General features: G+C 49.6%; 13 protein-coding genes and 3 pseudogenes. 6 read left to right on the top strand and 10 right to left on the bottom strand.

From position 1 onward, the window contains the following. Positions 1-431: 431 nt before the first annotated feature. The 4 genes from BCA33_RS04545 to BCA33_RS04530 all read right to left on the bottom strand — a co-directional run bounded on the left by BCA33_RS04545 (position 432) and on the right by BCA33_RS04530 (position 7,783). A complete protein-coding gene (locus BCA33_RS04545) occupies positions 432-926 on the bottom strand; it encodes a hypothetical protein (RefSeq protein WP_139172899.1) in 495 nt (164 codons plus the stop codon). 530 nt (positions 927-1,456) lie between these two features. Next, a complete protein-coding gene (locus tag BCA33_RS20690; RefSeq protein WP_217632611.1) occupies positions 1,457-1,981 on the bottom strand; it encodes a hypothetical protein in 525 nt (174 codons plus the stop codon). Between the two features lie 98 nt (positions 1,982-2,079). Beyond that, entirely contained in the window at positions 2,080-4,302 is a 2,223-nt protein-coding gene (locus BCA33_RS04535; protein ID WP_217632610.1) for a BPTD_3080 family restriction endonuclease, read from the bottom strand. A 10-nt stretch (positions 4,303-4,312) separates the two neighbouring features. Beyond that, positions 4,313-7,783, bottom strand: coding sequence for a site-specific DNA-methyltransferase (locus tag BCA33_RS04530; protein WP_071263759.1), 3,471 nt, complete (start codon positions 7,781-7,783; stop codon positions 4,313-4,315). Between the two features lie 412 nt (positions 7,784-8,195). On the opposite strand from BCA33_RS04530, the gene BCA33_RS04525 reads away from it, so the two are divergent. The 5 genes from BCA33_RS04525 (at position 8,196) to BCA33_RS04510 (ending at position 14,116) form a co-directional block, all read left to right on the top strand. Next, entirely contained in the window at positions 8,196-8,819 is a 624-nt protein-coding gene (locus BCA33_RS04525) for a DUF6088 family protein (RefSeq protein ID WP_071263757.1), read from the top strand. Further along, positions 8,816-9,886, top strand: a complete 1,071-nt coding sequence (locus tag BCA33_RS04520) for a nucleotidyl transferase AbiEii/AbiGii toxin family protein (RefSeq protein WP_071263755.1) — start codon at positions 8,816-8,818, stop codon at positions 9,884-9,886. Before BCA33_RS04525 ends, BCA33_RS04520 begins: the two co-directional genes overlap by 4 nt. Before the next feature lie 204 nt (positions 9,887-10,090). Then, on the top strand, positions 10,091-11,041 hold the full coding sequence (locus tag BCA33_RS20685; protein ID WP_254774181.1) for an ATP-dependent endonuclease: 951 nt from the start codon (positions 10,091-10,093) through the stop codon (positions 11,039-11,041). Then, positions 11,035-12,099, top strand: coding sequence for an ATP-dependent endonuclease (locus BCA33_RS20680; protein ID WP_217632608.1), 1,065 nt, complete (start codon positions 11,035-11,037; stop codon positions 12,097-12,099). The genes BCA33_RS20685 and BCA33_RS20680 overlap by 7 nt, the downstream gene beginning before the upstream one ends. Before the next feature lie 28 nt (positions 12,100-12,127). Next, entirely contained in the window at positions 12,128-14,116 is a 1,989-nt protein-coding gene (locus tag BCA33_RS04510; protein WP_071263753.1) for a UvrD-helicase domain-containing protein, read from the top strand. Positions 14,117-14,203: 87 nt separating this feature from the next. Here the strand turns inward: BCA33_RS04510 and BCA33_RS04505 are convergent, their stop codons facing one another. From BCA33_RS04505 to BCA33_RS04480, 6 genes and pseudogenes are all read right to left on the bottom strand, one after another. After that, positions 14,204-15,700 carry a hypothetical protein gene (locus tag BCA33_RS04505; RefSeq protein ID WP_071263751.1) on the bottom strand — a complete coding sequence of 499 codons (1,497 nt, stop codon included), beginning with the start codon at positions 15,698-15,700 and terminating at the stop codon, positions 14,204-14,206. A gap of 271 nt (positions 15,701-15,971) precedes the next feature. Beyond that, a complete protein-coding gene (locus BCA33_RS04500; RefSeq protein WP_071263749.1) occupies positions 15,972-16,214 on the bottom strand; it encodes a hypothetical protein in 243 nt (80 codons plus the stop codon). A 350-nt stretch (positions 16,215-16,564) separates the two neighbouring features. Then, a pseudogene (locus BCA33_RS04495) lies at positions 16,565-17,451 on the bottom strand (hydrolase or metal-binding protein). Positions 17,452-17,514: 63 nt separating this feature from the next. Then, positions 17,515-18,515, bottom strand: a pseudogene (locus tag BCA33_RS04490) (YqaJ viral recombinase family protein). Between the two features lie 83 nt (positions 18,516-18,598). Next, positions 18,599-19,560 (bottom strand): annotated as a pseudogene (locus BCA33_RS04485) (DUF932 domain-containing protein). Between the two features lie 31 nt (positions 19,561-19,591). Further along, positions 19,592-19,942 (bottom strand): hypothetical protein, encoded by a 351-nt coding sequence (locus BCA33_RS04480; RefSeq protein WP_071263747.1) that lies wholly within the window; start codon positions 19,940-19,942, stop codon positions 19,592-19,594. Between the two features lie 294 nt (positions 19,943-20,236). Between BCA33_RS04480 and BCA33_RS19660 the strand changes: the two genes are divergently transcribed. Further along, the gene (locus tag BCA33_RS19660; RefSeq protein WP_175469708.1) at positions 20,237-22,354 is read left to right on the top strand and encodes an AAA family ATPase; all 2,118 of its coding nucleotides are present in this window, start codon (positions 20,237-20,239) and stop codon (positions 22,352-22,354) included. The last annotated feature ends 4 nt before the right edge of the window (positions 22,355-22,358 follow it).

Genomic DNA, 22,358 nt, shown 5'->3' with positions numbered 1-22,358 from the left:
GTCGACATCCGCACCATGACTGGCTGCAGCGATGGATTTATGTCGCTCCCGAAACCCGTTGAAATAAGGCTCAAATATACCGTCTTCCGAACCATTCTGTGGGAGACGGTAGCTGTAAACACAAGACCGTGCTTGAAAGGCGGCATCGGCAGAGCATCGGTTCATAAGAGCCGCCTCGGCGTACATCTCTGTAGGCGAGGGAATATCTATTGGTCTATGTAGAATTTTACCCTCGTCATCAACCTCCTTAAAATGCTGAGAACGGAAGTATGGGGCGTTGCTTCGGGTCCGGACCAAATGTGTCGCTATCTCATTTGCCCAACGGTCTCTGCGGGCACATCGATTATTTAAAAAGTATCGCAGCCCCAAGTACGCAAGCGTATCTCTTCGCCGATACTGGTTGATCGCCCGCAACGCTAGCGTCTGAGCCCTCATTCGGCGCCACCTACTTTCGGCAAATCGAATCGAACAACTGTAAGGTTCGAGCGAATTGCACGGTCTTTCAACGGATGCTTGAACTGGCTAGTTGAAGAAGCAAAGCTTATTTCCTCCGAGCTCCTTCCTTTACCGAAGACGACCTGGAAATTGTCCTTGAACCACTTCGTTAGTTTGCCGAAAAAGCCTGATTCGCTGGTAACATCGTTTTTACCGGGTTCAATCCAAATAGCCGTACTTAGTATTTCATCCGTACTGTGCCGAAAGATTTCCTCAAACTGTGGCTGAGCTTTCTTCCACTTATCGCCGAAATTCAGGAAGCCAGAAAAATTAGCCAAAATGACCATTCTGGCTGCGGCGTATTGGCAATGTAGGGTCATTTTTCTAACTAAGTTTGAAGTCGAGAATTTGTCCAAGGCATCCCACGACACTATGTGGAGTTCAATGCTGATAGCCTGCTCTGCCAAATCTTTTTTGACATTCTGAAGCATTGAGTTCGCGTAACCTCGAGAAAACTGGGAAGCTCTCCAGCCAGAATCACAACTGTCAGTGGATTCCGCGGAATACGTTCTCGCTTGCGAAGCTCCGCAAGAGTTGTCAGTACCGTAAGGATAGCTGCTCCGGCACCAGCAGGGATGTCCGCGATAAATACACGGTTACCAGCAAACGTCTGATAGAAAGCGTCAGAGACATCATCTAGCTTTCCGTTTGGGTCGAGCATTAGCATCGATACCCTTGCTGATGAGCCTGTGAATCGCCACTTCAAATGGTCTTTGGATTCCTTCTCGGTCAGACCACCAATCAACTTCTCTGGCGCAGCTTTTTTGGCCTTTTCTAGGAGCCCATGCTTTGTAAGAAGGCCCCGCCATGAAGCAATCAACATTGGAGGCAAATGAATCATCGAGGATACAGAACACCAAAGTTGTTTCGGTATATCCTGGCGCTCGACAAGTCGTCCTTTACTCTTTGGAAACAATTCCATGTGTACTGCCTTACTACCGGTGTATATGCACAGTAAATATCAAACGGAAACAGGCTGCTTGGAATGCACCGCAATAACATCCCGCACCAAGCTCGGATCAAACACCGTGTCAAAGCACCAAGAGCCAAAGCCCCCCTGCTCGTTCACCGCTTTAACCCAAACATCCATCGCTGCTCGTTTGGCTCGATTCTGCTCTGAATCCTGTCCCTTCACTTCCAATACCAAGGTCTGACCATTCTTTAACCGAATGAGATAATCCGGTATGAAGTTCCGGGAGGAGCCATTCCATAGGTATCGGACCTTGAAACCCAAGTGATCGTTCTTCGCCCATGAATGGACTGATTCATCTTTTTCGCAAACATCCGCTACCAATTTTTCCCAGGTGCTGTCGTAAACAACATGGCTGATCTGAGAACGCTCTGCCTGCCTGCATGGCTTGGTGGTTAGCCAAGGTCGCATCTGAGAAGTCGCACCGATTGGCTGATGCTCATCGAACAAAGCTTCCAGGCGTTCAACATTCTGTTTACTTACAAACCGATTCACGTGGGTGACTACGTTATCCATATTTAGCGCGAACAAAAGTCGGCGGCGAACCGGGTCCTGGTGCCATAGGCTTGGGATATCTAACTTCTCGGACTCCAGGAACTGTTCAACGATACGGATTAACTGTACAGCCAGGTACTGCTTATCCCCTTCAAATCCAGCGCTGCTACTGACAAAAAGCTTTTTGCTGCACGGAAGGTCAGGTGCTGCAACCTGAAGTCCTCTACAGCCTTCTCTAGATCGATTTGAGAGGCTTGTGCAAGATTAGGAATACCGGTCAGGGCAGGCGCGATTTCCGCATTCAGTGGCGTTTGAGCCGGGTCCAGCGTCAGAGGCTCAACCGCCTCCCAATCCATTCTTAACTCTGGTTTGAGAACGGTCTGAACCCGATCAATATTTGGCCAACGGATTTCAAAGTGGTTTCTGCCAGGCTCGACTTCTACCCGGACACTGGGTTTGGGAGGAGGCGGTGTCTCGCCACCCTCGCCCACTTCCTGGAAGATCGAAAGCGGAACACCGAATACATTCACATATTCAGGAATAAACTTGCCGTTCTCATCCATATCGTGTGCTACCCGTCGCAACCCCCGGCCAATAACCTGTTCACATAGAAGCTGGCTGCTAAACGCTCTCAAGCCCATGATGTGAGTTACGTTGGCCGCGTCCCATCCCTCGGACAGCATGGCTACCGAAATCACGTTCTCAAGATTCTGACCGGGTTTTCCTCGCTTGCCGACCGTATCGACCAGAGCTCGGAGCTGCTCTTCTTGCTTCAATGAAAGCAGCTCTTCCTTCTTGTCGGCGGGGAGCATGGATGCATTGATGATTTCCTCCATTCTCACCGCGTAATCTTTATCCTTGGTGAGGCTTTCCCCACGCTCGGCTTTTTCCAGAACTCTCGAATCAACACGCAAGGTAGCCAGCGGATTCTGAGTTCCAGAAATCAGGCAGTCGCCGCTGTTAAAGAAATGCTCGATACGGGACGCAGTTTCCGTCCGGTTGCAGACGGTAAGCAGCACAGGTGGGATTGTGTGACCTTCCGCCTCCCAGCTTTTTGCCGTCTCTTGCCAATCGTAGGCAAGGATCGCATAGGCCTTCTGGACCAGATCCGGTAAGGGGTCGGCGGGCTGGGCTTTTCGGGCAAGATCCTGTTTTACGGACTCGTCCCGGTAAAGATGGTAGAGCTTGCTGGCGTAGGTCTTCGCATCCGGTAGCGCGTCATCCCGAACAACAATTCGAGGTGTCTTGACCAATCCTGCTTCAATGGCATCGTTAAGGCCGAAATCAGAGATGATCCACTCGAACAGCCCTTTCTCTGTGTTTTTCTTACCCGTAGGTGAAAAGGGTGTCGCGGTTACGTCAAAGCATCGGCGAATTCGACGGGTCTTGTGAATACGATCCAGCCCCTCGATCCAACGGGTCGCCTCCTCCAGGTCGATCCCCATTTCCTCCGCTTCTTTCTTGCTGACTTTTACCTCAGCCTTCTGGCGGTATGCGTGGTGGGCTTCATCGTTAATAACCAAGATGTCTTTGTAAGAAGCCAGCTTGCCAAGCACCCGTCGGGTAAACGCCTCGTCACTCTCTTTACCCTTCTTCACGACGGAGCGTACCTGCTCTTTGAGGGGCATCAGGCTGTGCCAGTTTTCGATGACCAAAACCACCTGGTTCAGCTTTTGGCGCATTGCCTCGTTCGGGCACAACACGAATTCATCGTAAACGTTACTCTCGTTGCCAGGGTTGAGCACCTGCAATCGGCTTTTTACCGTAAGACCTGGCGCCACCACAAAAACAGCCTTTGAATAACGTTTATCCTTCGGGTAGGTGACGGCGTTAAGGGTTTGCCACGTAATGATCAAAGCCATCAACGACGTTTTACCGGAGCCTGTCGCCATTTTGTTACAGATGCGCTCCCATGGCCCCCCATCACCTTGCAGAAAAATACCTTGGCGATAATCCTCTGGAGCTTCCAGCCACCAGATCAGAGATTCAATGGCTTCAAGTTGGCAAAAGTAAAACGGAAAAGGTCGTGGGCCACCATTCCAACGTTTTGAGTCAGAATCCCACTCGCCTCTTGAGTACCAGTGGTTGAGTAACTCGCGAGAAACGCTTGTCACCCCTGGCCAGCCAGCTTCGCGCCACGCATCGACACGCTGACGGATTCGGTTAACTGTCTCCAGCTCCTCAACTCGACGCGTATTATTCCGGGAATCATAGAGCTCATAGGCGGCAGGTCTACGGCCACTCACTACACCGGCAACACGCCCATTATCATCCTGTGACCAGAACTGATCTGGCTTATCATAAGGCGAATTGATTACTAGGGAGTTCGGTTTATCAGCCATGCATCCCTCCTCAGTTCAGCCTGATGACTTTTAGTGATTCGATGCCTCGGTCGTCCACTATCTTAACCGCGATGCAGCGATTATCGCCGGGCTCGAATGGAATTGACTTGGTGCCATGGAATTTATCCATGAGATCTTCATTGAGCTCAGCTCGGATATCCTTCTTCAGTCGGTACCATCCGTCTTTCTTGCCTGCCATGGGGAAGAATACCTGGCGGGCGTACAGTGATCGGTTATCGTAATCGGTATCAAGCTGCCACATGGCGATGTTTTTCTTGCCGCCAGATTTCAGCTCTCCTGTCTTGGTATCGAAATAGTCGAATCCGTGCACCTCGACCTGGAGCTTTCCACCCTTCAGCTCATGTACCTCAACGTCGGGCTGCCCCATCAGCCAGAATGACTGATTGCTGGCCCGTCCTTTTTTGAGATCTTCGGTGAGCAAATCCGTGTTCATGTGCACTTTCAGTGCCTGGACACCCTTTATGTTGTCGATATCCTTTGCTGCCTCAGGATCGAAGTTGAAAGCGCAGAAAACGAGCATTTTGGGGAGCGGAAATAGATCACCAGCTTCCCTCATAGCAATCTCAACCTGGCGTTGCTCAAGTGCAGCGTGTTCCGGGCCAAAGCTGACTGCCACACGGTCGCCACTTTCCGCTACGGTGCCAACAGCGTGAATGTAATGAGCACCCGGAAGTGTCTCGAGATCCTGAAGCTTGATTTGCTGCCCGCCTTTTCCGCGAATACCTGCTTTCAATAACTCTTCTTGCCATTGTCCCTGGCGTGAGGTTGCTCCGGAACGGGCGACCGCTACATCGGCCTCCTTAGGCTGCTCAGCCTCATCCAGACCAAGTACCGTGGCGAATGGCACAGCCTCTACAGTGAACGGACCAGTAATGCGAACTTTGTCGCGGCTAACCTCTGGCTGGTCATAAAGCACTTCCTGCCCCGCGTGGTTTGCAATGCTTGCATCCATACGACGTTGCATCGCCATACGTGCCTCATGAAACTTGTCGAACCAATACTCAATGCCAGACAAATCTCGGCTTTGCCCCTGCTGGTTCCGCTCATCAAACAATCTCTCTTCTTCCGGAATCCATTCTTGCGGGAGCTCCAGCGGCACCTCCCATTCAAGTAGGCTATTGTTCGGTAACTCTTCTCCAGTTGGGAGAGTATCTTGATTATCGTTACCTGGCGAAAAGTCAAGCGCGATCCCTTTTCGAGCTCCTTCTAGCACTTCAAACCACGGCAAGCTTTCATCAGCGTCATGGAGTTTAGAGTTCAGACCTTCCAGGGCTTCGACTATATCAGGATGGTACTCATCATAAATATCGGTTATTTCAGGGTTATTGGCTATCGACTTTAAAGTAATTCTGGGAACGGATTTATATATAAATCCACCTTTTAAGCCCTCGTTAGGATATTTCAATTCAAAATAATCAAAGCCAGAGGTCATTAACCTCTGTTTTGCAAGCGTAATCGAAATACGAGAAGTGTCACAGGTAACCCAGCGCCTGCCTAGCTTTTCTGAAACATACGCAGTTGTACCTGATCCGCATGTGGGATCGAAAACTAGATCTCCGGGATCTGTTGTCATTAAAACGCATCTTTCTATTACTTTCTCGTTAGTTTGAACCACATACATTTTTCTAGAACTCGTAAATCCCGCGACTCCTGTATCAGTCCAAACGTTAGTTCGAGGAAATGCACAAAAATCATCAAAATACCGTTTATATCTTATATTGTTACCTGACTCTAGAATTCTCCCAGCCTTGGAAAGGCGATACATCCCCTGTGTAGACGTAGACCAGTACCTTGCATTAGAAGAAAAAATACTTTCTTGAAAACTAATGGGCTCAGATATACTGTAATGGGAGGACGTAAGATCACTAGCTGCAAACGCTTTTCCTTCTTCAAGCTCTTTATCCGAGCACTTTGAGATTCTTGATTTCTTCCCATTATCTGTCTCAATATACGAGTAGCCAGAGCTGCCCGTAGAGCCAAATTCCTTCACCTCATACAGGGCGCGATATTTGGCCTCACTAATATTCTTTGAATACCATACAACATAATCATTAACGACTGGAATCAACCCGCTTCCTTGAGAGCTTGTCGTCACATAAGCTATTTGCGCAACGAAGTTTTTCTCCCCAAAAACTTCATCCAATAATTCCCGGACATGATGTAGATTTTCATCAGAAATCTGAACAAAAATACTTCCAGATTCAGCCAAAAGCTCTCTTGACAATAATAATCTGTCACGCAAATAACTGAGATAAGAATGAACACCTAACTCCCACGTATCTCTAAATGCTTTTATCATCTCGGGCTCTTGTGTAAGATCTTCATCCTTACGATCCGCTACGTCTTTTTTATGAACAAAAGGCTGGAAGTTTGAGCCATACTTAATCCCATAGGGAGGATCGACATAGATCATCTGCACCTGACCAGCCATACTTTCCTTTTGCAGAAGAGAATTCATCACTAACAGAGAATCACCGGCGATCATACGGTTAGCCCAGTCCCGCTCATGCTTATAAAAATCGATAGCATCCCGTAGCGGCAGGTTCTCAAACGGAGCGTGAAATAAGTCTGGCTGCAGAGCTGGTGAGGATTTCCCTTTTGAATCTTTAACCCGCTTCTGAACAGCGGCAAGAATGGTCGCCGGGTCGATACGCTCGTGCACATGTAGCGATACAGTATCCACTTCGAAACTGGTCCGCTCCGCCTTGCCGGTCCAGTTCAGATACGGTGCCTGCATCCGTTTGAGCTCAGCAAGATCATCCCGCTCGCGGTCCAGAAATTCTTTGTCAGCCACCCTCTTTCTTAGGTTGGATACAACCTCCCGAACAGCCTGCTCGTTATCCGCAGCCAAGGCATGGTCCAACCAAGACAGCAGATCATCTTTGGCCTGTTTTGCTTCCACCTCTCTGGCCTGCAGGGCATCTTCAATCAGGTCTTCAACGCGCGATCTAGCTGGGTCAAACTGCAATTCTGGAGAGAGGTGAGGGTCATATTGCCAGGTTGTTTTCTGCTCGACACCGTCGGAGTGAGTATCGACCATCCCCACGTGTGGATTATTCTTTCTCTTTTCGTCGTACCGGTAAGACAGCACCTGATTGTGCTCGCCTCTTTTCTTACCGGGTTGACGATTAGTTTGAGGCCGAGCAGGTTTCTGCTTCTCGCCAAAGGTCAGATCTTCCTGGGACGGAGCTACCTGCGCCTGCAACTCAAATCCAGCAGGAGCTGGCTGCTCAGCGGCGTTTGGCTGGTTAAGATACGTTGCACCTCCACGACCACGCCCCTTGCCGACGACCCCCTCCGTCAACAGGCTCTGTCTAGCTGCATCAAATTCCTCATCAGAGATTTTCAACTGATGCTGAGTACGCAACTGCTCTTTGAGACTGAGGTTTCCGACAGTAGAGCCATCTTTTGGTAACAAAGACAGCAGCAGGGATTTGATCTGCTCGATGTTGGTGCTCATGGGATGCTCGCTACGAATTTAGTGGTTCCGTCCTGCCTCTGGCCCTCGCGAAAGGGCATGGGCTTAACAACCAGCGACTGACGGAGAATGCCGTCATGCTGCCAGCCGGTTTCAGACCGAGTATTGCGGGTAAAAGTAGCAGAAAGAGCCCTCCGTATCAGGTGTTTAACCCATTTAGTCGGGGATCAGCTATTTTAAAAGCTATTCCACCGACCCAACCGAGGGCCTAGCAGGCGAAATTACCCGGTTGAAATAGAACGGAAAGTGAACATTGAGAAAAACCCTAACTCAGCTCCAGCCTTTCTATTTTCGCTATAATAACCTACACGGTCCTGACACTAATGCGCTTGCATTCCTTGTCATTAAGGGGCTAGACTAAATTCACTGTGTTATCGTTATGTCAGGTTAAGTCATGTCTACATCAGAAAAAATAACCCGTCGATTGCGGCACATGAGGCGGGGCGTCCCGTTTTCCATTAGTCAGTTCCATGAGCTGGGCTCCAGTGCGTCTGTGCAAAAAACATTAAGCAGGCTCGCTCAAGAAGGCGTGGTCGAGCGCGTGGCCAAAGGTATGTATGTTCGCCCAAAGCCCCTGGCCAGCATGCCATCTATCAAGATCACGGCTAGTGCAGAACAGATCGCTAAAAAATGGGCACAGCAGCATGGTTACACGCTGGTGAGGCAAGGCGTTGAGTCCGCTTATCGGCTCGGCCTCCAAACACAGGCCCCTGTCAAAACGGTGTTTTGGAGTAACGGTGCCAGCAGAACGTTTTCGATAGGCAATGAAGTCGTCGAGGTGCGGCATGTCGCAGAGTCAAAGCTGCGATGGAAATCACGCCCGGAAGGTGAGTTGCTGCGAAGCTTCACCGTCACCCCAGCCAATTCCGTTAAACTCAGCGAATTGAAAAAGGCACTTTCCAGGCTAAAGCTTTCCGAAGCGGAGAGTCTTATGGCAATCAAAAAGCTCAAAGCGACACATCTCCCTGAAGGATGGCATGTCAAATTAGAGCAGTTTGAAGAGGAAATGATGGCTTGACGGACATTTTCGATCTTTATCGCGATCCAAAAAAGCATGACGAGCTGAAAGCCATCCTGAACCTTGGCACCCAAAAGCATCCCGCTGGTCTGGCCCAGAATTTCCTTGAGAAGGATATCTGGGTGGCGGAGGTCCTTCGCCTACTCTACAACGAGAACCTGCTTGGCACTCACTCAACCGCCTTCAAAGGTGGTACCGCCCTGAGCAAGTGCTGGAGAGCCATTGAACGCTTCTCGGAAGACATCGATCTCTCGATACACTGGAGTGATCTTGCTGGCGAAGCTGATGAAATAGCAGCGTGGGAGCAATCCACTGAAAACAACAGCCAGAAGAAGAAATTTCGTAAGCGGCAGACAAAGCTTCTGACAGAGTGGTCTACCGACCTGATTGATCGCCTCAACGAAAGGCTGGCTCAATATGAAATTGATGGTCTGCGAGCAGAGCTGGAACCTGGCTCAGAGGGGGAGAAGGTCAACGTCCATTTTCCGAGACTAAGCAGCTACGACAGCAATTACCAACTTGACTACATACTGCTGGAATTTGGTGGCCGCAACCGGGGCCGACCAACGGTAAGCCATGAGGTCGGATGCTACCTAGCAGAATTGGAAGAACTTCAAGCTATCGCATTTCCTCAAGCAACGGTTGCCGCATATCACCCAGGGTATGTTCTTTGGGAAAAGCTAACTGCACTGCACCAATTTTCGACTCAGGAAAGAGACCCAGATCCACATCGCCTGGCTAGACACTGGTACGACGTGGACTGTCTCCTTCAACAAGAGGATTTTGCTAACCCTCTTGATGAAACTGTTGCAATGAAAGATGTAGTCGCAATGAAGGGCCAACGGTGGGCACAGAGAGGCGTGAGCTTTGAGGAAGTACTGGACGGCCGGTTGATTCTTGTCCCCGAAGGCGAGCGGCTCAATCAGATTGCAGCCGATCACTCCGATGCAATTGAGGGAAGAATGTTTTTTGGCGTTCCAGATGACTTCGAAACCATCGTTTCAAGGCTGCGAGAATCTCAGGATTGGATAAATACAGGAATCGGGCAAGTTACACACGGCAAATAGAACAAGTCCAAGATTCTTTTAATTATTTGGGGTGCACGTGCTCACTCCTCTCCACGAGCCACATCGCAAAAATAAGTCCTGGAGGCGATTCAAAAGAACCCAGTACAGCAAAACGCGGCGCATCTGAGATCAACCATAGCTCAGAATGTCGTTATCGAGATACGGTAAACACTCAGCCTCAACATCTAAAGGATTAGGCTCGCTATGTATATAAGTGAAGTATGGGTCGAGAATTTTCGTTGCTTAGGAGGCGAGGGAAACCCATTCATGTTGCCCTTAAATCCTGGCTTAACAACTTTAGTGGGTGAAAACGACAGCGGCAAGACAGCTGCAATTGATGCCATTCGTTACGCGCTAGGAACACGCGACCAGGAATGGCTTCGCCTGACCGAATCAGACTTTTATTCTCCTGATGGCGGCAACACTCGAGCAACTCAAATCCGTATTCGACTTCGCTTTGACAACCTATCTAGACGGGAGAGGGCTAGTTTCGTGGAGCATCTATCATACGAGATGGGCGAAACCGAAAAGCCCAACACGGCACTATATTTAAATTGGATTGCTTCTATGCGATCCACCCATTCAAATGCCCGTACATTCTTCCCAACTGAAGTGAGGTCAGGAAAAGATGGCAAAGGGCCGGTTCTAGACGGCTTGGCACGCGAGTTACTCAAAACCACCTATTTGAGACCCCTTCGCGATGCAGAGAAAGCACTGGCTAGTGGTAGGAGCTCACGATTATCGCAGGTTTTGCTCCAAACGCCCGAAATCACAGAATCCGGACAGAGCTTCGAAGAGGTAAACCCTGAAACCTTGAATCCGAAGACCCTGAGCGTTCTCGGCGTTGGCGACTACACCACCTATCTTTTGGAGAACCGAGAAGGCATCGAGAAGACCAAGGATCGACTCAACACAGAGTATTTGAGACCGCTATCATTCCAGAATGACATCCTCAACAGTCGTATTTCTGTAAGCACGCCTGGCAATTCAGATTTTCGTCTGCGTCGGCTACTGGAGAAACTGGAACTATCTCTGACTGAACAAATGGACTCGAACTTCGGGGACAAAAGAGGTCTTGGCTCCCATAATCTACTGTTTATGGCCTGTGAGCTGCTTTTACTTGGATCTGACGCCGAAGGCTACCGTTATTGCTGATAGAAGAGCCTGAAGCACATATACACCCACAGCGCCAACTCAGACTGATGCAATTCTTACAAAATCACCTCCAAACCAGCCAACAGGGCGATCACCCGATTCAGGCATTAGTCTCTACGCATAGCCCCCAACTCGCCTCCCAGATAAGGTTGGAAAATCTAGTGATGATTCAAGGCGGCGAAGCTTTTTCAATGGCACCAAATAGAACTAAGCTGGCGGAATCAGATTATCGCTTCCTGCAACGTTTCTTGGACATTACCAAGGCAAACCTCTTCTTCGCTCGAGGGCTCATGATAGTTGAGGGTGATGCGGAGAATATTCTCTTACCCACATTAGCAAAACTCTTGGGCCGAGACTTTGGCGCTCATGGGGTCTCAATAGTGAATGTTGGAGGGGTAGGTTTACGGCGTTATGCCAAAATTTTTATGCGAAGCGAAGATGAGATCGATAGCTATATAAACGTCCCAGTAGCTTGCCTCACTGATCTTGATGTCATGCCAGACTGCGCCCCTGAAATTACCGGGAAGGTTAAACCCGGTGAGGATTGGCCCAAGGGTCGACGTTGGAAAGCGGTCAAAGATTTCACCCCGCCACAACTCCTCCAAAGGCGGGCTGAAATAGAACAAAAAGCTCACGGCCAGAACGTCCGGACGTTTGTTTCGGATAGTTGGACGCTAGAGTACGACCTTGCGCTCTCTGGGCTCACAAAAGAAGTATGGATAGCTTCGAATCTCGCTCAGGAGGATGAAAACATTAGCGTTGGCAAAGCGCAGTTTGATGATGTTGAATGTAACGCCAATGAGAGCTTCAAAGCACTTCAGCGTGAACACACTGATCCTGAGGTTCTGGCCAGCCATATATACGCCCAGTTTACTACTGGGACGAAAGCCTCGAAAGCTATCACCGCTCAGTACCTTGCCGAGCTATTAGAGAAGAAATATGGGAATAACGAGGGAGGGAGTGCGGAGCTTTCAGAACAGCTACCGCAATACATTGTTGATGCAATTAAGTATGTGACTTCACCTATTAGGCACGGTGCTGAAGTCGACAAAGGGTAGCCCAAGGTAAAAAAGGAAGCGACATAGAATGTTCGATCTCCCGACTATTACTGATGAAGATATTGCTTGGGCTTGTCGGGTGATGAAACTCCCGAAAAGTGCTTTTTATGGTGATGGAAACGATGAGCGTGCCAGCATCCTGAAAAGCAATGAAACACTTGACATTGAGGCCTGCCCCGGTAGTGGTAAAACGACGCTTTTGGTAGCTAAACTAGCCATTCTTGCCCGCCATTGGAAAGACCGGCAGCGGGGAATTTGTGTTCTCTCCCATACAAATGTCGCGCGTGCTGAAATTGAAGAACGGCTTAAAACCAGCGAAGAAGGGGAAAAGCTCCTACGCTACCCCCACTTTATTGGCACCATTCATGGGTTCGTAAATGAATATCTTGCGCTGCCCTATATGCGCTCTCAAGGTATACCCATAGAGGTCATCGATAGTGAGTTTGCCCAGGAAAGACGTTGGCGTGATCTGCCACATGGAATTCGGTCCGCCCTTGAGAAAAATCATCTATCAAAAACTAACTTGAAATATGTAAACACTTCTTGTGAACCAGGACGCCTTTCATGGGGCAAAGGGGGAACACTTGGTTCTCATACTTCAACATACAAGGCCATCCATGAAGTCTGCGTCAATTCCTGTTTGAAAGGCATACATTGTTACGAAGAACCATTCGTCTGGGCGGAGGAATGTCTTGAACAAGTAGATAACATTAGCGAAGACCTTCGATATCGTTTCCCAATGCTATTCATGGATGAGGTGCAAGATACAACAGAACAACAATCAAAGGTGCTCAATAATGTTTTTATGGAAGGGACAGACCCCGTTATTCGCCAGCGTTTTGGAGATGTGAATCAGGGAATCTTTGGCTCCACCACCGACAATACTGCTACCACCGATCCTTTCCCAGATGAACTAATAAGGTGTGATATTCAAAATAGCTTTCGGTTCCATCAAGGAATCGCTGATCTAGCTGGTCCTTTCGGAGTTCTTCCTCAAAATTTGATAGGCGTAGCAAATACTGACAATACTCACCAACCACCCACCTGTAAAAACGTGGTTTTTCTATTTGATTCAGATTCCATCGACCAGGTCATACCAGCGTTTGGGGAGCACCTGAGACGGGAGCTATCTGATGAAGAAGTGAGTACGGGAAAATTTGTGGCTGTGGGCGGAGTTCACAAACTAAGCAACGACGAGAAAAAATATACAGTTTGCCACTATTGGCCTGCGTATAGTCCCACCAATGCTAACCACAACGCACTGTCACGAAACTTTGTAACCCATTTGAGTAGCGGTAAAGACAAGTCTGCCCAAGAGAGCCATTCTCACCCCGCTATCCAAGCATTTGGTGCAGCCATATTACGGGGAGTCGCTCTAACAGACCCATCGAAGAGAAGTAGTGCAACGAGAAGCGCTCATCGTGACGTGATCAGATTACTTTCACCATTCGAACAGGCGGAGCTCGATTACAAGGAGTTGGCGCACGAGGTATGCCTAGAGACCGATGAACTAACAGAGGATCGCTGGAACCTCGATTACCGACCGAGGATTGAAAGAATTATCTGCGAGGTCTGCGAAACAATGCGGCTGGGGAAAGCCACTCAAAACTACCTGGATTGGCCTCAAGCTAAACCTGTTACCGACCAAATTTCATCTTCGAATGCTAAACATAATACGATCTACTTCCAAGATAACGGGCTCAAGATCAAGGTCGGATCAATTCATTCCGTCAAAGGCGAGACACATACTGCTACCTTGGTTCTCGACACCTTCTATCATGGATCTCATTTTAAGGCACTCAAACCCTGGCTATTAGGAAAAAAGAACGGGGGAAGCAATATAAAACCTAGAGACACTCAGCGTCTTAAATTGCACTATGTGGCGATGACTCGGCCGTCGAAAATTCTTTGTATCGCTATTCGTATGGACGAATTCAAAAGCAAGGAAGTTGACCTGCTCAAATCCCAGGGCTGGTGTGTAGCGCGTGTAAGAAAGCGTGGCACGGAGCTGTTATAAACAGCCTGAATAGATTGATTCAGGGTGACTTCGTCGGTTTTGGCTTATTGTTTCGCTCCAATTTTCCCTGCAATTCGCTCTCTGTTTTTATAGTGGAGGGAGAAAGTGCTGTTCGAGCACCTTTTTGAGAGGCGGATCATTAACAGCCTCGACTGCGTCCCTCAGCTCGGCAGGACCAACGACAACAAGTTCGTATTTGGCAGCATTGGCGATACGTGTCTTTTTTATCCGTTCTAAAGCAGCACTTGACAGAGTTCCGCTCGTCCATAGCTCAAATTTCGGCTTTGGCCCTTTCCAGCCTTGCTTTAACAAGTACTGTCTCACCCTAGTTATCCGGTTCGTGAGCCACAGGCCGACTTCTTCGTCGTCGACTAGGGTACCAGGTGCCATACCCTTACACTCAATCAGCCGGGCAATGATTCCCTCTTTCAGCGCCCACACGTCTACTTCTGCCGTACCATCTTCTCCTGTGCAGATCTTGTTTAGCTCTATTTGCGCGGGCGACGTTTTACGTATGATCTCCGCGACTAACAACTCAAAAAAAGCACCACGCATATTCCCCGCTGCACCTTCGAGTTTGTCGAGTCTGTTGAAAAGCTCGTCGAATTTGATAGGGTCTAATGAACCTCTGGCTGCACTCGTAAGGGTCCCGATGAGATCACGGAAAGCCTCCGCAATGTCCTTGCCGAATAACGATTCAGGCGTAGCCGGCACCACGCCAGCTGAACGAAGCGCCTTGAAAGCCTCGATCTCATAGCTTTGCGCAACGAAGATATACATCGCGCGCCCAACGTTCTTCAGGGCTTGCAGTGATTTGACCTTGTAAAGGAATGGCTCCACATGCCGAGCACGAACGTTTTCGTTTAACAAAACATCGCAAACCACTAAGCCCGGCTTCACTTTGTTTTTCCCCCAAGTTACCAGGCCCGCGATATAACTCGGCGCGGTCAGGTCCCATGTGAAGGTCCCTACCTTGGGTGCCGAAAACTCCGTACCTGTGCGCATCTTAATGCTGTTGTAACTACCGAAGGCCAGCCGCCTCAACCATTCCTTGATGCTGTCGAGAAGTATGCCTTCGGCAATAAGCCTAGATCGAGTTGTGGCCACCAAATCCTCCTCACCGGAATTTAGTGCCTCAAATGTGGGCTTGGCCATCACGCACTGGCCGAGTCCAGGCAGTGTTAAAGTAGCAAGCACGTTTGCCGAGACCAGACGCGCCAGGACAGTATCCGCTGAAATGTGCTTTTTCTGTGCAATCGGCGCGCCGCAGGCAATCCTGAAGTGCTCAAGCGGAACTATCTCTCTGGCATCTACTGCACCCAGCGCCCGAGCGTAGGCCCCTTTGGTGGCATAAATCGCTTTGTAGAGGCTTTCCCAATACCACGGAGAGGCATAGTCAGATTGAAGGTAAAGGAACCGAGCCTTTCGTTGGAACGGTAGGTGTCCAAGGCGTTTGACCTCTGCAGGCGCTCTGCTCACTCGTTGACGGGCCGCTGTAGGCGTTAGGCCGAAATTCTTGACCAAGTAATCTGTCAGATCTGTGCTCAGACAAGGACCGAGCAGCTTTAGTGCATTTACTACCATGCGCCACCCTCATCATGTCACAGAGCGCTATTTATAAACCTCCACTACGTGTGCGGGATGTACTTTTTCTTACACTCAGGAACTACTTTTAATTTCAACTAGTTACGAACTTAAATTCAGCTTTTCAGCCCCACAATGTCACAGTGGCTTGTCAGAACCAATGATAGCGGGTGTGATTTTCAACATTTTCAGACTTCACCGATTCGTACCCACTCAACTGGGAAGAGTGTAGCTGCGTTGATACCGACTCGTTGTGAATTGAACCAGAATTTTAGTCGTGTTTCAGGTACGAAGAGACATCTTTTACTTTCACCATTTCTTGATCAATATGCTCCTGGCGACAACCTTTGGATTTCAGCCAGTCCTCAATACCTGAAAGGTAATCTGCAAATCCAACTCCCTCCTTACTCGCAGCTTCAAGTAGTTCAGCTGCTCTCTCCGCTTCAATTGCATGACTGGCAAACTTTGCATCAGCTACGCCGAAAGCACCCGAGATCTTATCTTTCCAGCCCATTTATCCTCCGATTTTGAGTTGGTCACAATACCTAAGCATTCAATGGCCGTGCGCAGCATGACCTGTAAACGCTTAGGTATTGAACTAAACCGAATTCTGCCATGCCATGATAACGGGGGCTTATATAATCCCAAATATCACGTATAGGCATGCGTAGAACTGGACCATATATATCAGCAGCTTAGACTACCACTTGATTCCTTGCCAAGTAATCTTCTGAATTCTTTGTTGACCCGCTTGCGCCTAAGAATGATCAACCTTATCTGATTTGCCCCCGTACCAACCCCTACAAAAAAAATAAACGCACACCGGCCCAGACGAGTGGCCCGCGTAGGACCACCCGTCAAATTCTATCCAGAAGCCGACCTAGTGGAACTCAGGTCTTTCCTCAGTTTTGACACGATAGAGGAATTATCCGGCGGACTCTCGCCTGCCGTAGCAGGATAGAACTCCTCAATCACCTGAGTCATTTCATCCTCATCGTACTCTAACAACGCATTACCAAATCCTTTCGCAGCTGCCGTATCGAGCGCAGCCTGATCAACGCCCTCCTCTTTCACCTGCTGGGATTTCTCCCGTGCCTGAGCAACAGCCTGCTGCAAAGACACCCCATCTTTGATCACCAGATCCACATAGTAGATTGGCGTGCGATGGCTCTGTGTCGTGCTCTTACCTCGCAGCTTCAATTCCAACGGCATGTAGGCCAATAGACCACCGGAGACCGCTTGGTAGTAGCTCAGCCTGGCCGCAAGGGTCCGGATGCTGTTATAGCCAGTGGTGCGAAAGATGAACGTACCCAGATCGTCATCGTCACCGATCTTCACGTTCAATCGGCCATAGGGCTTGCACAGGCCACCTTTGCCGAACTCACACAGCGCTGGACTCGGGCATGGCAAAGACTGCACGCCTGATTGCGTCAGGCGCTTGCAGGTGTCGCCGTTACCTACACACAAGGGCCGTCCGCTTTTACGGTCGAACATGGTGTATTCCGCCCGTAGGTTGAGATCCGCTTCGTTGAATAGCATGCGTACCGGGATGGTTCGCAGTTTGCTATTTGGAGCATCCTTTCTGAGCTCTTCATCGAGGGGGTGTAGAATCCACCCACCTTCTCCTGGATTTGGGAGGTGATGGTGAACTGGTTGTCTTTCTGTGGCAGCCGGATGCCGTTTTTCTCAACAACCCGACCAATGCTGATACGCCCCAATACCGGAGGCGTGATGGCTAAACCTTTAATCATAAAAACTCTCCTGAGAAAAAGGACCACGGGGCACTCGTCACACCCGCGTGGCCAATGGGGTATTCATGCTTGGATAAGGAATCGCCGGCTTCCCGGCTTGGTGAGTGGGTACTGATCTAGTAGGTCTGGCTGATCCGTCAGTAGCTGCTTCACATTGAGCCCAATGGAATCCTTGCTCCGCTTCCAGCTCACACTGCCACTCGGGAAGGTTGCCTTTGAGCTTCGCCCATCTGGCTCTCGATTCGCTGTTTCAGGTGAGATTCGGTGGATTTGAGGCTTTCCATTTCCGAGCGGATGGCCAGCAGCTCGTCGAACGCATCGGACAGCTCCTTGCTTTGGCTGAAGTCCAGGGTCTCCCCTCTGTCCACCGGGTAAAGGTGGCGCAAGGCACGATCGGCAGAATCAGTGCCGTCAGCCGGTGGTGGCGTGTCCGTTTCCACGTAATCCCAGAACTGCCGTTCCAGCACCATCAGTGCCTCGATGAGTTCCTCATTCCGTTCAATCCGGTAAATTTTCAACGCCTGACCACACAGCAGAACGCACACGTCAGCCGCCTGTTTGCCAGTAACCGCCAGCTGGTGCTGAACCTGGCACTGGATATAGTCCGGCACACCGTCTTTCCATAGGCGTGAACCAAACTCACCTGCCGTTTTGCATTCCAGGATCTGCACTTCTTCATCGGCTACCACGGAGTAATCGAGGTTCGCCAACATCCAATGCTTGTCCGGATCAGGATGCTGCAACACAGCATTTACCCGGCGCACTTTTCGGCCCGTCTGTTGGCTGTACTGCTCAGCTACGATGGGTTCCAGGATATGGCCCCAGTAGACCGGTGAGCTGGGATCGTCGGAGTCCGGTTTAGGCAGGCCAGCGTCCCGCTCAGTTTTGACCATCCAAAGTTCAAGTTGAGATTGATAGGGGTTTATGCCAACCGATGCAGCGGCATCACTGCTGCCAATGCCTTGCTTACGTACCTTCAGCCATTCATCCCGACTGAGGCCCTTAGTGGAAACCAGCCGCAACGCTGGTCGCTGTTTTTCGATTGCCTTTGCATTCATGCCCATGGTGTTTCCTCCAGACATAAAAAAGCCCACCAGAGCAACAGGCTCCGGTGGGCTTTATGAGGGTTTTGATTTACGGGAAGTGGTTAAGCCACGAGAGACATGGCTTGTTCCAACGCTCGGTTCTTGATGGCCGCGCCGGTTCCGAACCAGGCGGAATCCAGCCGGTGGTCAACGGTTTTGGCCCGGCGTTGGTGATCGATGAATTCAGTCACAGCATTCACCAAACCGTAGGCAGTACCTTCGGATGAAGCCAGCGTGGCGCCCATGCCATCGCCTTCATACAGCCCGAGGCTTTGGCCATGGACCGCTCGTTGGTTTTGCCGACGCCATTACCGGAATCATCGGTGAACACCTTGAGGAAGTAGTTCCTGGCCTCAGTGGTTTTCACCTTCCGCTCGCTCAGAGTCTTCAAGCGATACATGAAGTCGTCCCAGGCCGAGACGGATATGCCAAGCTGCTTCTTCACCAGGTTCGCATCGAATGCGGTGTTGTGCTTCACCTTGACTGCGTTGGCCGCGGCCCCCTTCAGGGCAACGGCAAGGGTGTTGTTGCACACCACGCGAATGCTGGTGAACTGCGCAGTCGTCGCCAAGGTCCCGTCACAAGAAGTTGCCAGAAGCACATAGGCATTGGTTTGATCATTGCCTTTGAGCATTCCAGACTGACCGGTGCGAGCCAGCGCCCACATTTTCCGGCCACCTTTCAGCACGCCCGCTGTTTCCAGCTCAAAACCCGAAACCTCGGTCAGATCCCGATAGAACTCCAGAATTTCTTCGGGCTGGACCACTTTGAAACGGTTACCAACAACAGACAACGGAGCTTTGGTGTCTGACCGGTACAGCACCTTGCTATCCGGGTAAGACAGGATCTCCCCGAGGGTGCCACCGGCATTGGTGACGTAGCGAACGGGGCTTTCCTCGATCTGCCAATCCAGACCGGCTTGCTTGGCCCAGACTTCCAGGGGCTGATTTGAGGTCAGTTCGTTCCCCAGGCCATGCCACGGGGTTTGACCAACGTACGCCATTTGCTCGATGAGATGAGCCATGGTTGTTCTCCTTTGAAATGCGCGAGGGGAATTAACGGATGTCGTCTGGGGAGTCAGGATCGACACTGAAGGAATAGCCGCAATCAAGGCAGCGGTAGTTGTCGAGCACACGCTCATCCAGGACATCGCCCAGAATCACGCCAGCGGAAGCGCCAGTAGCGCCACCAAGTAGCGCTCCGATGATCGCTCCTCCGATTCCGCCCACCGTTGCGCCTACGGGACCGGCAGCGATCCCCAGGGTTGCACCTGCTCGAGCACCGGCTGTCGCAGCAGCAAACCCGCCATAGGCACCTGCAGACGCACCGACCACGCCAGCGGTTTTTTTGCCGTAGTTGTTCTTGCCGATCCGAACGGACAGGCAGTTTGGGCATTTTTCAGACATTGGAAATCACCTCTGTGAAATGGGAGGAAGGGCACAGTCAGTGCCCTGGTTCACAGAGGTGATATAGATTTGAGAATATTTAGGATAGGCTTTGATAACATGGGGTTAGAAGGGCAGTCATATTGAACTCGCTTGAACTACCCCCTGAATTACAAACAAAAGAACTGCCAACAGGCTTTTGCGAACAGGACAGAGAAAACTATGCGGTCAGTAAGTCGTCAAACAGTAGCATGCCCGGAAATTCTAACTGGCCCGGAATCGAGACAGTCTCAGTCCAAGTTGGTTGAGTATTTTATGCTGCCCCAGAGTGATCGACGGCAGCTCCGTCCGCCTATTAATCGTGAAATCCTATTTCATGAAACCGTAAGAGACTCTTTACGACGTTTGTTTTCAGGAAAATGCGCATTCTGCGAATCACCCATAGCAGGAGGCTTCGAGATAGAAATTGAGCATTTTAGGCCATTAAGCAACGCTCAAAATCTTAGTCAAAAAAAACAGAGTTCTGATCATTACGGCTGGTTCGCCTACGAGTGGAGAAACTTGTTCCCAGCGTGTGCTAGGTGTAACCGCACCAAACGCTCATTTTTCCCAGTTCGTGGCCCAAAGGCAAATATTCTTTCGGCTTGGGATGATGCGGAAAGAGATGAAAAGACTCTCTTGCTAAACCCCTGTAACGATAAGCCCTATAAGCACCTAGCGTTTGCCTGGGATGGAAGCGTTTTTGGCAAAACTGAAATCGGAAAATGTACCATTGAAACGCTGGGCTTAAACCGACCAGATTTGATATCAGCTCGATCAGAACATTTCAGCGCCATGAGGCGATTGGCATCAGAAATTTACCAGCGCAACTCTCACCCCTACAGTGAGAGTATTTTTAGCCCTTTAGAAAACTATTTGAAAGATGACTCTCCGTTTTCGGGCTGCTGCTTGATATTGCTATATCATGCAATTTGCGAAACAACCAAGTCTGAAGGCCTTACGCCACCATCATTCGAGAGGTTTGCTAAACGTTTCCCTCAGTTCTTTAAAAATATGGATTCGGAGAACTGGTTAACAATAGCCCCCAATGCTAGTAAAGGAAAAGCTGATCAGGTAATCGAGCTTCGCCCAATTGAACAACGCTCTCGCTCCGCAGCGTCTTACAGACATTCAAATTCAGCTCAAATAACCAGAATAGAAATTGAGAATTTCAAAGGCATCTCCAAACTTCACATAGACCTCCCTGAATCGACCCCGTCTTCTGGCTTCGCACCCTGCACCATGCTGATAGGTGAGAACGCGACGGGCAAAAGCTCTGTTTTGCAAGCCGTAGCTCTTTGTCTTATGGACGAGCAACTCAGAAAGAAGCTCAAGCTTAAGCCACAGCAATATTTGCCTCGTGAAAGACAAGGGTGGAAATATAAAGGCCTCAAAGAGGCTCGAGTTACTATTCATTTTGACTCAACTCCGCCGGCAGAACTTGTAATCAAGCCTACAGACACTGACTTTTCTACGAGCCGCGAGCACGTTCCAACTAAGCAAATATTCGGATTTGGAGCAAACAGACAGTTCGGAAATGCCAGCCGTCAAACGCTGAAAAAAGACAATATCTATTCACTTTTCGACACTACTAAATTGCTTTCACCACCCACCGAATGGCTCAAAGGGGTCGATGATCAGACCTTTTTTTCTGTTGCTCGAGCCATCAGAGAAGTTCTAGCTTTACCAAGAGAAGATACGATAATCAGAAATGATGAAGGCCAAATTTTCGTTAAAGCTCATGGGATAGAAACACCGATAGAGAACCTTAGTGATGGATATCGATCACTATTTTGCATGATCATCAACATAATGCGGGAGCTCATTAGCTACTGGGGAAATTTAGAAAATGCTTCCGGTGTAGCGCTCATTGATGAAATAGAAATTCACATGCACCCTCGATGGAAAATGAGAGTGGTGGCCGCTTTGCGCCGTGCAATGCCCAGAATGCAAATCATCGCAACCACCCATGACCCACTTTGTTTACGAGGATTAGAGGCAGGTGAAGTCCAAGTCCTTTATAGGGACTCAAAGGAGCAAATCCAAACCTTCGAGGACTTGCCAAATGTCAAGCTTCTAAGAGCAGAACAATTACTCACGTCTGAATATTTTGGCTTGAATAGCACCTCTGACCCGGATCTCGATTTAACAATTAAAAACCTCGCTTACGATCACCAAAAAAAGGGCTTTGAAGGCACGACTGAGAGCTTCATAGATCAGCTAGGGGAAGGCTATCTACCCCTGATTACAGACTCTCCAGAAAAGCAGGTAATTAGCGAGGCTATTCGTCGATACATGATGGAACGAGAAGATGCAAACCCGGTTCAACTAAAAAATGCAAAGGAATACGCAGTAACAAAGGTTCTGGAAGCCCTTAAAAAGGTAGGTAATTAGAAAA

Origin of the sequence: Marinobacter sp. AC-23 (genome assembly GCF_001858325.1) — a bacterium.
GTDB lineage: Bacteria > Pseudomonadota > Gammaproteobacteria > Pseudomonadales > Oleiphilaceae > Marinobacter.
This window is presented reverse-complemented; position numbering and strand designations above follow the sequence as displayed.

Excerpts from the sequence above, each read along its gene's own strand:
- BCA33_RS04525 (WP_071263757.1), top strand. The coding sequence starts at position 8,196 with ATGTCTACATCAGAAAAAATAACCCGTCGATTGCGGCACATGAGGCGG.
- BCA33_RS04510 (WP_071263753.1), top strand. The coding sequence starts at position 12,128 with ATGTTCGATCTCCCGACTATTACTGATGAAGATATTGCTTGGGCTTGT.
- BCA33_RS04535 (WP_217632610.1), bottom strand. The coding sequence starts at position 4,302 with ATGGCTGATAAACCGAACTCCCTAGTAATCAATTCGCCTTATGATAAG.
- BCA33_RS04500 (WP_071263749.1), bottom strand. The coding sequence starts at position 16,214 with ATGGGCTGGAAAGATAAGATCTCGGGTGCTTTCGGCGTAGCTGATGCA.
- BCA33_RS20685 (WP_254774181.1), top strand. The coding sequence starts at position 10,091 with ATGTATATAAGTGAAGTATGGGTCGAGAATTTTCGTTGCTTAGGAGGC.
- BCA33_RS19660 (WP_175469708.1), top strand. The coding sequence starts at position 20,237 with ATGCTGCCCCAGAGTGATCGACGGCAGCTCCGTCCGCCTATTAATCGT.
- BCA33_RS20690 (WP_217632611.1), bottom strand. The coding sequence starts at position 1,981 with ATGGATAACGTAGTCACCCACGTGAATCGGTTTGTAAGTAAACAGAAT.
- BCA33_RS04530 (WP_071263759.1), bottom strand. The coding sequence starts at position 7,783 with ATGAGCACCAACATCGAGCAGATCAAATCCCTGCTGCTGTCTTTGTTA.
- BCA33_RS04480 (WP_071263747.1), bottom strand. The coding sequence starts at position 19,942 with ATGTCTGAAAAATGCCCAAACTGCCTGTCCGTTCGGATCGGCAAGAAC.
- BCA33_RS04505 (WP_071263751.1), bottom strand. The coding sequence starts at position 15,700 with ATGGTAGTAAATGCACTAAAGCTGCTCGGTCCTTGTCTGAGCACAGAT.
- BCA33_RS04545 (WP_139172899.1), bottom strand. The coding sequence starts at position 926 with ATGCTTCAGAATGTCAAAAAAGATTTGGCAGAGCAGGCTATCAGCATT.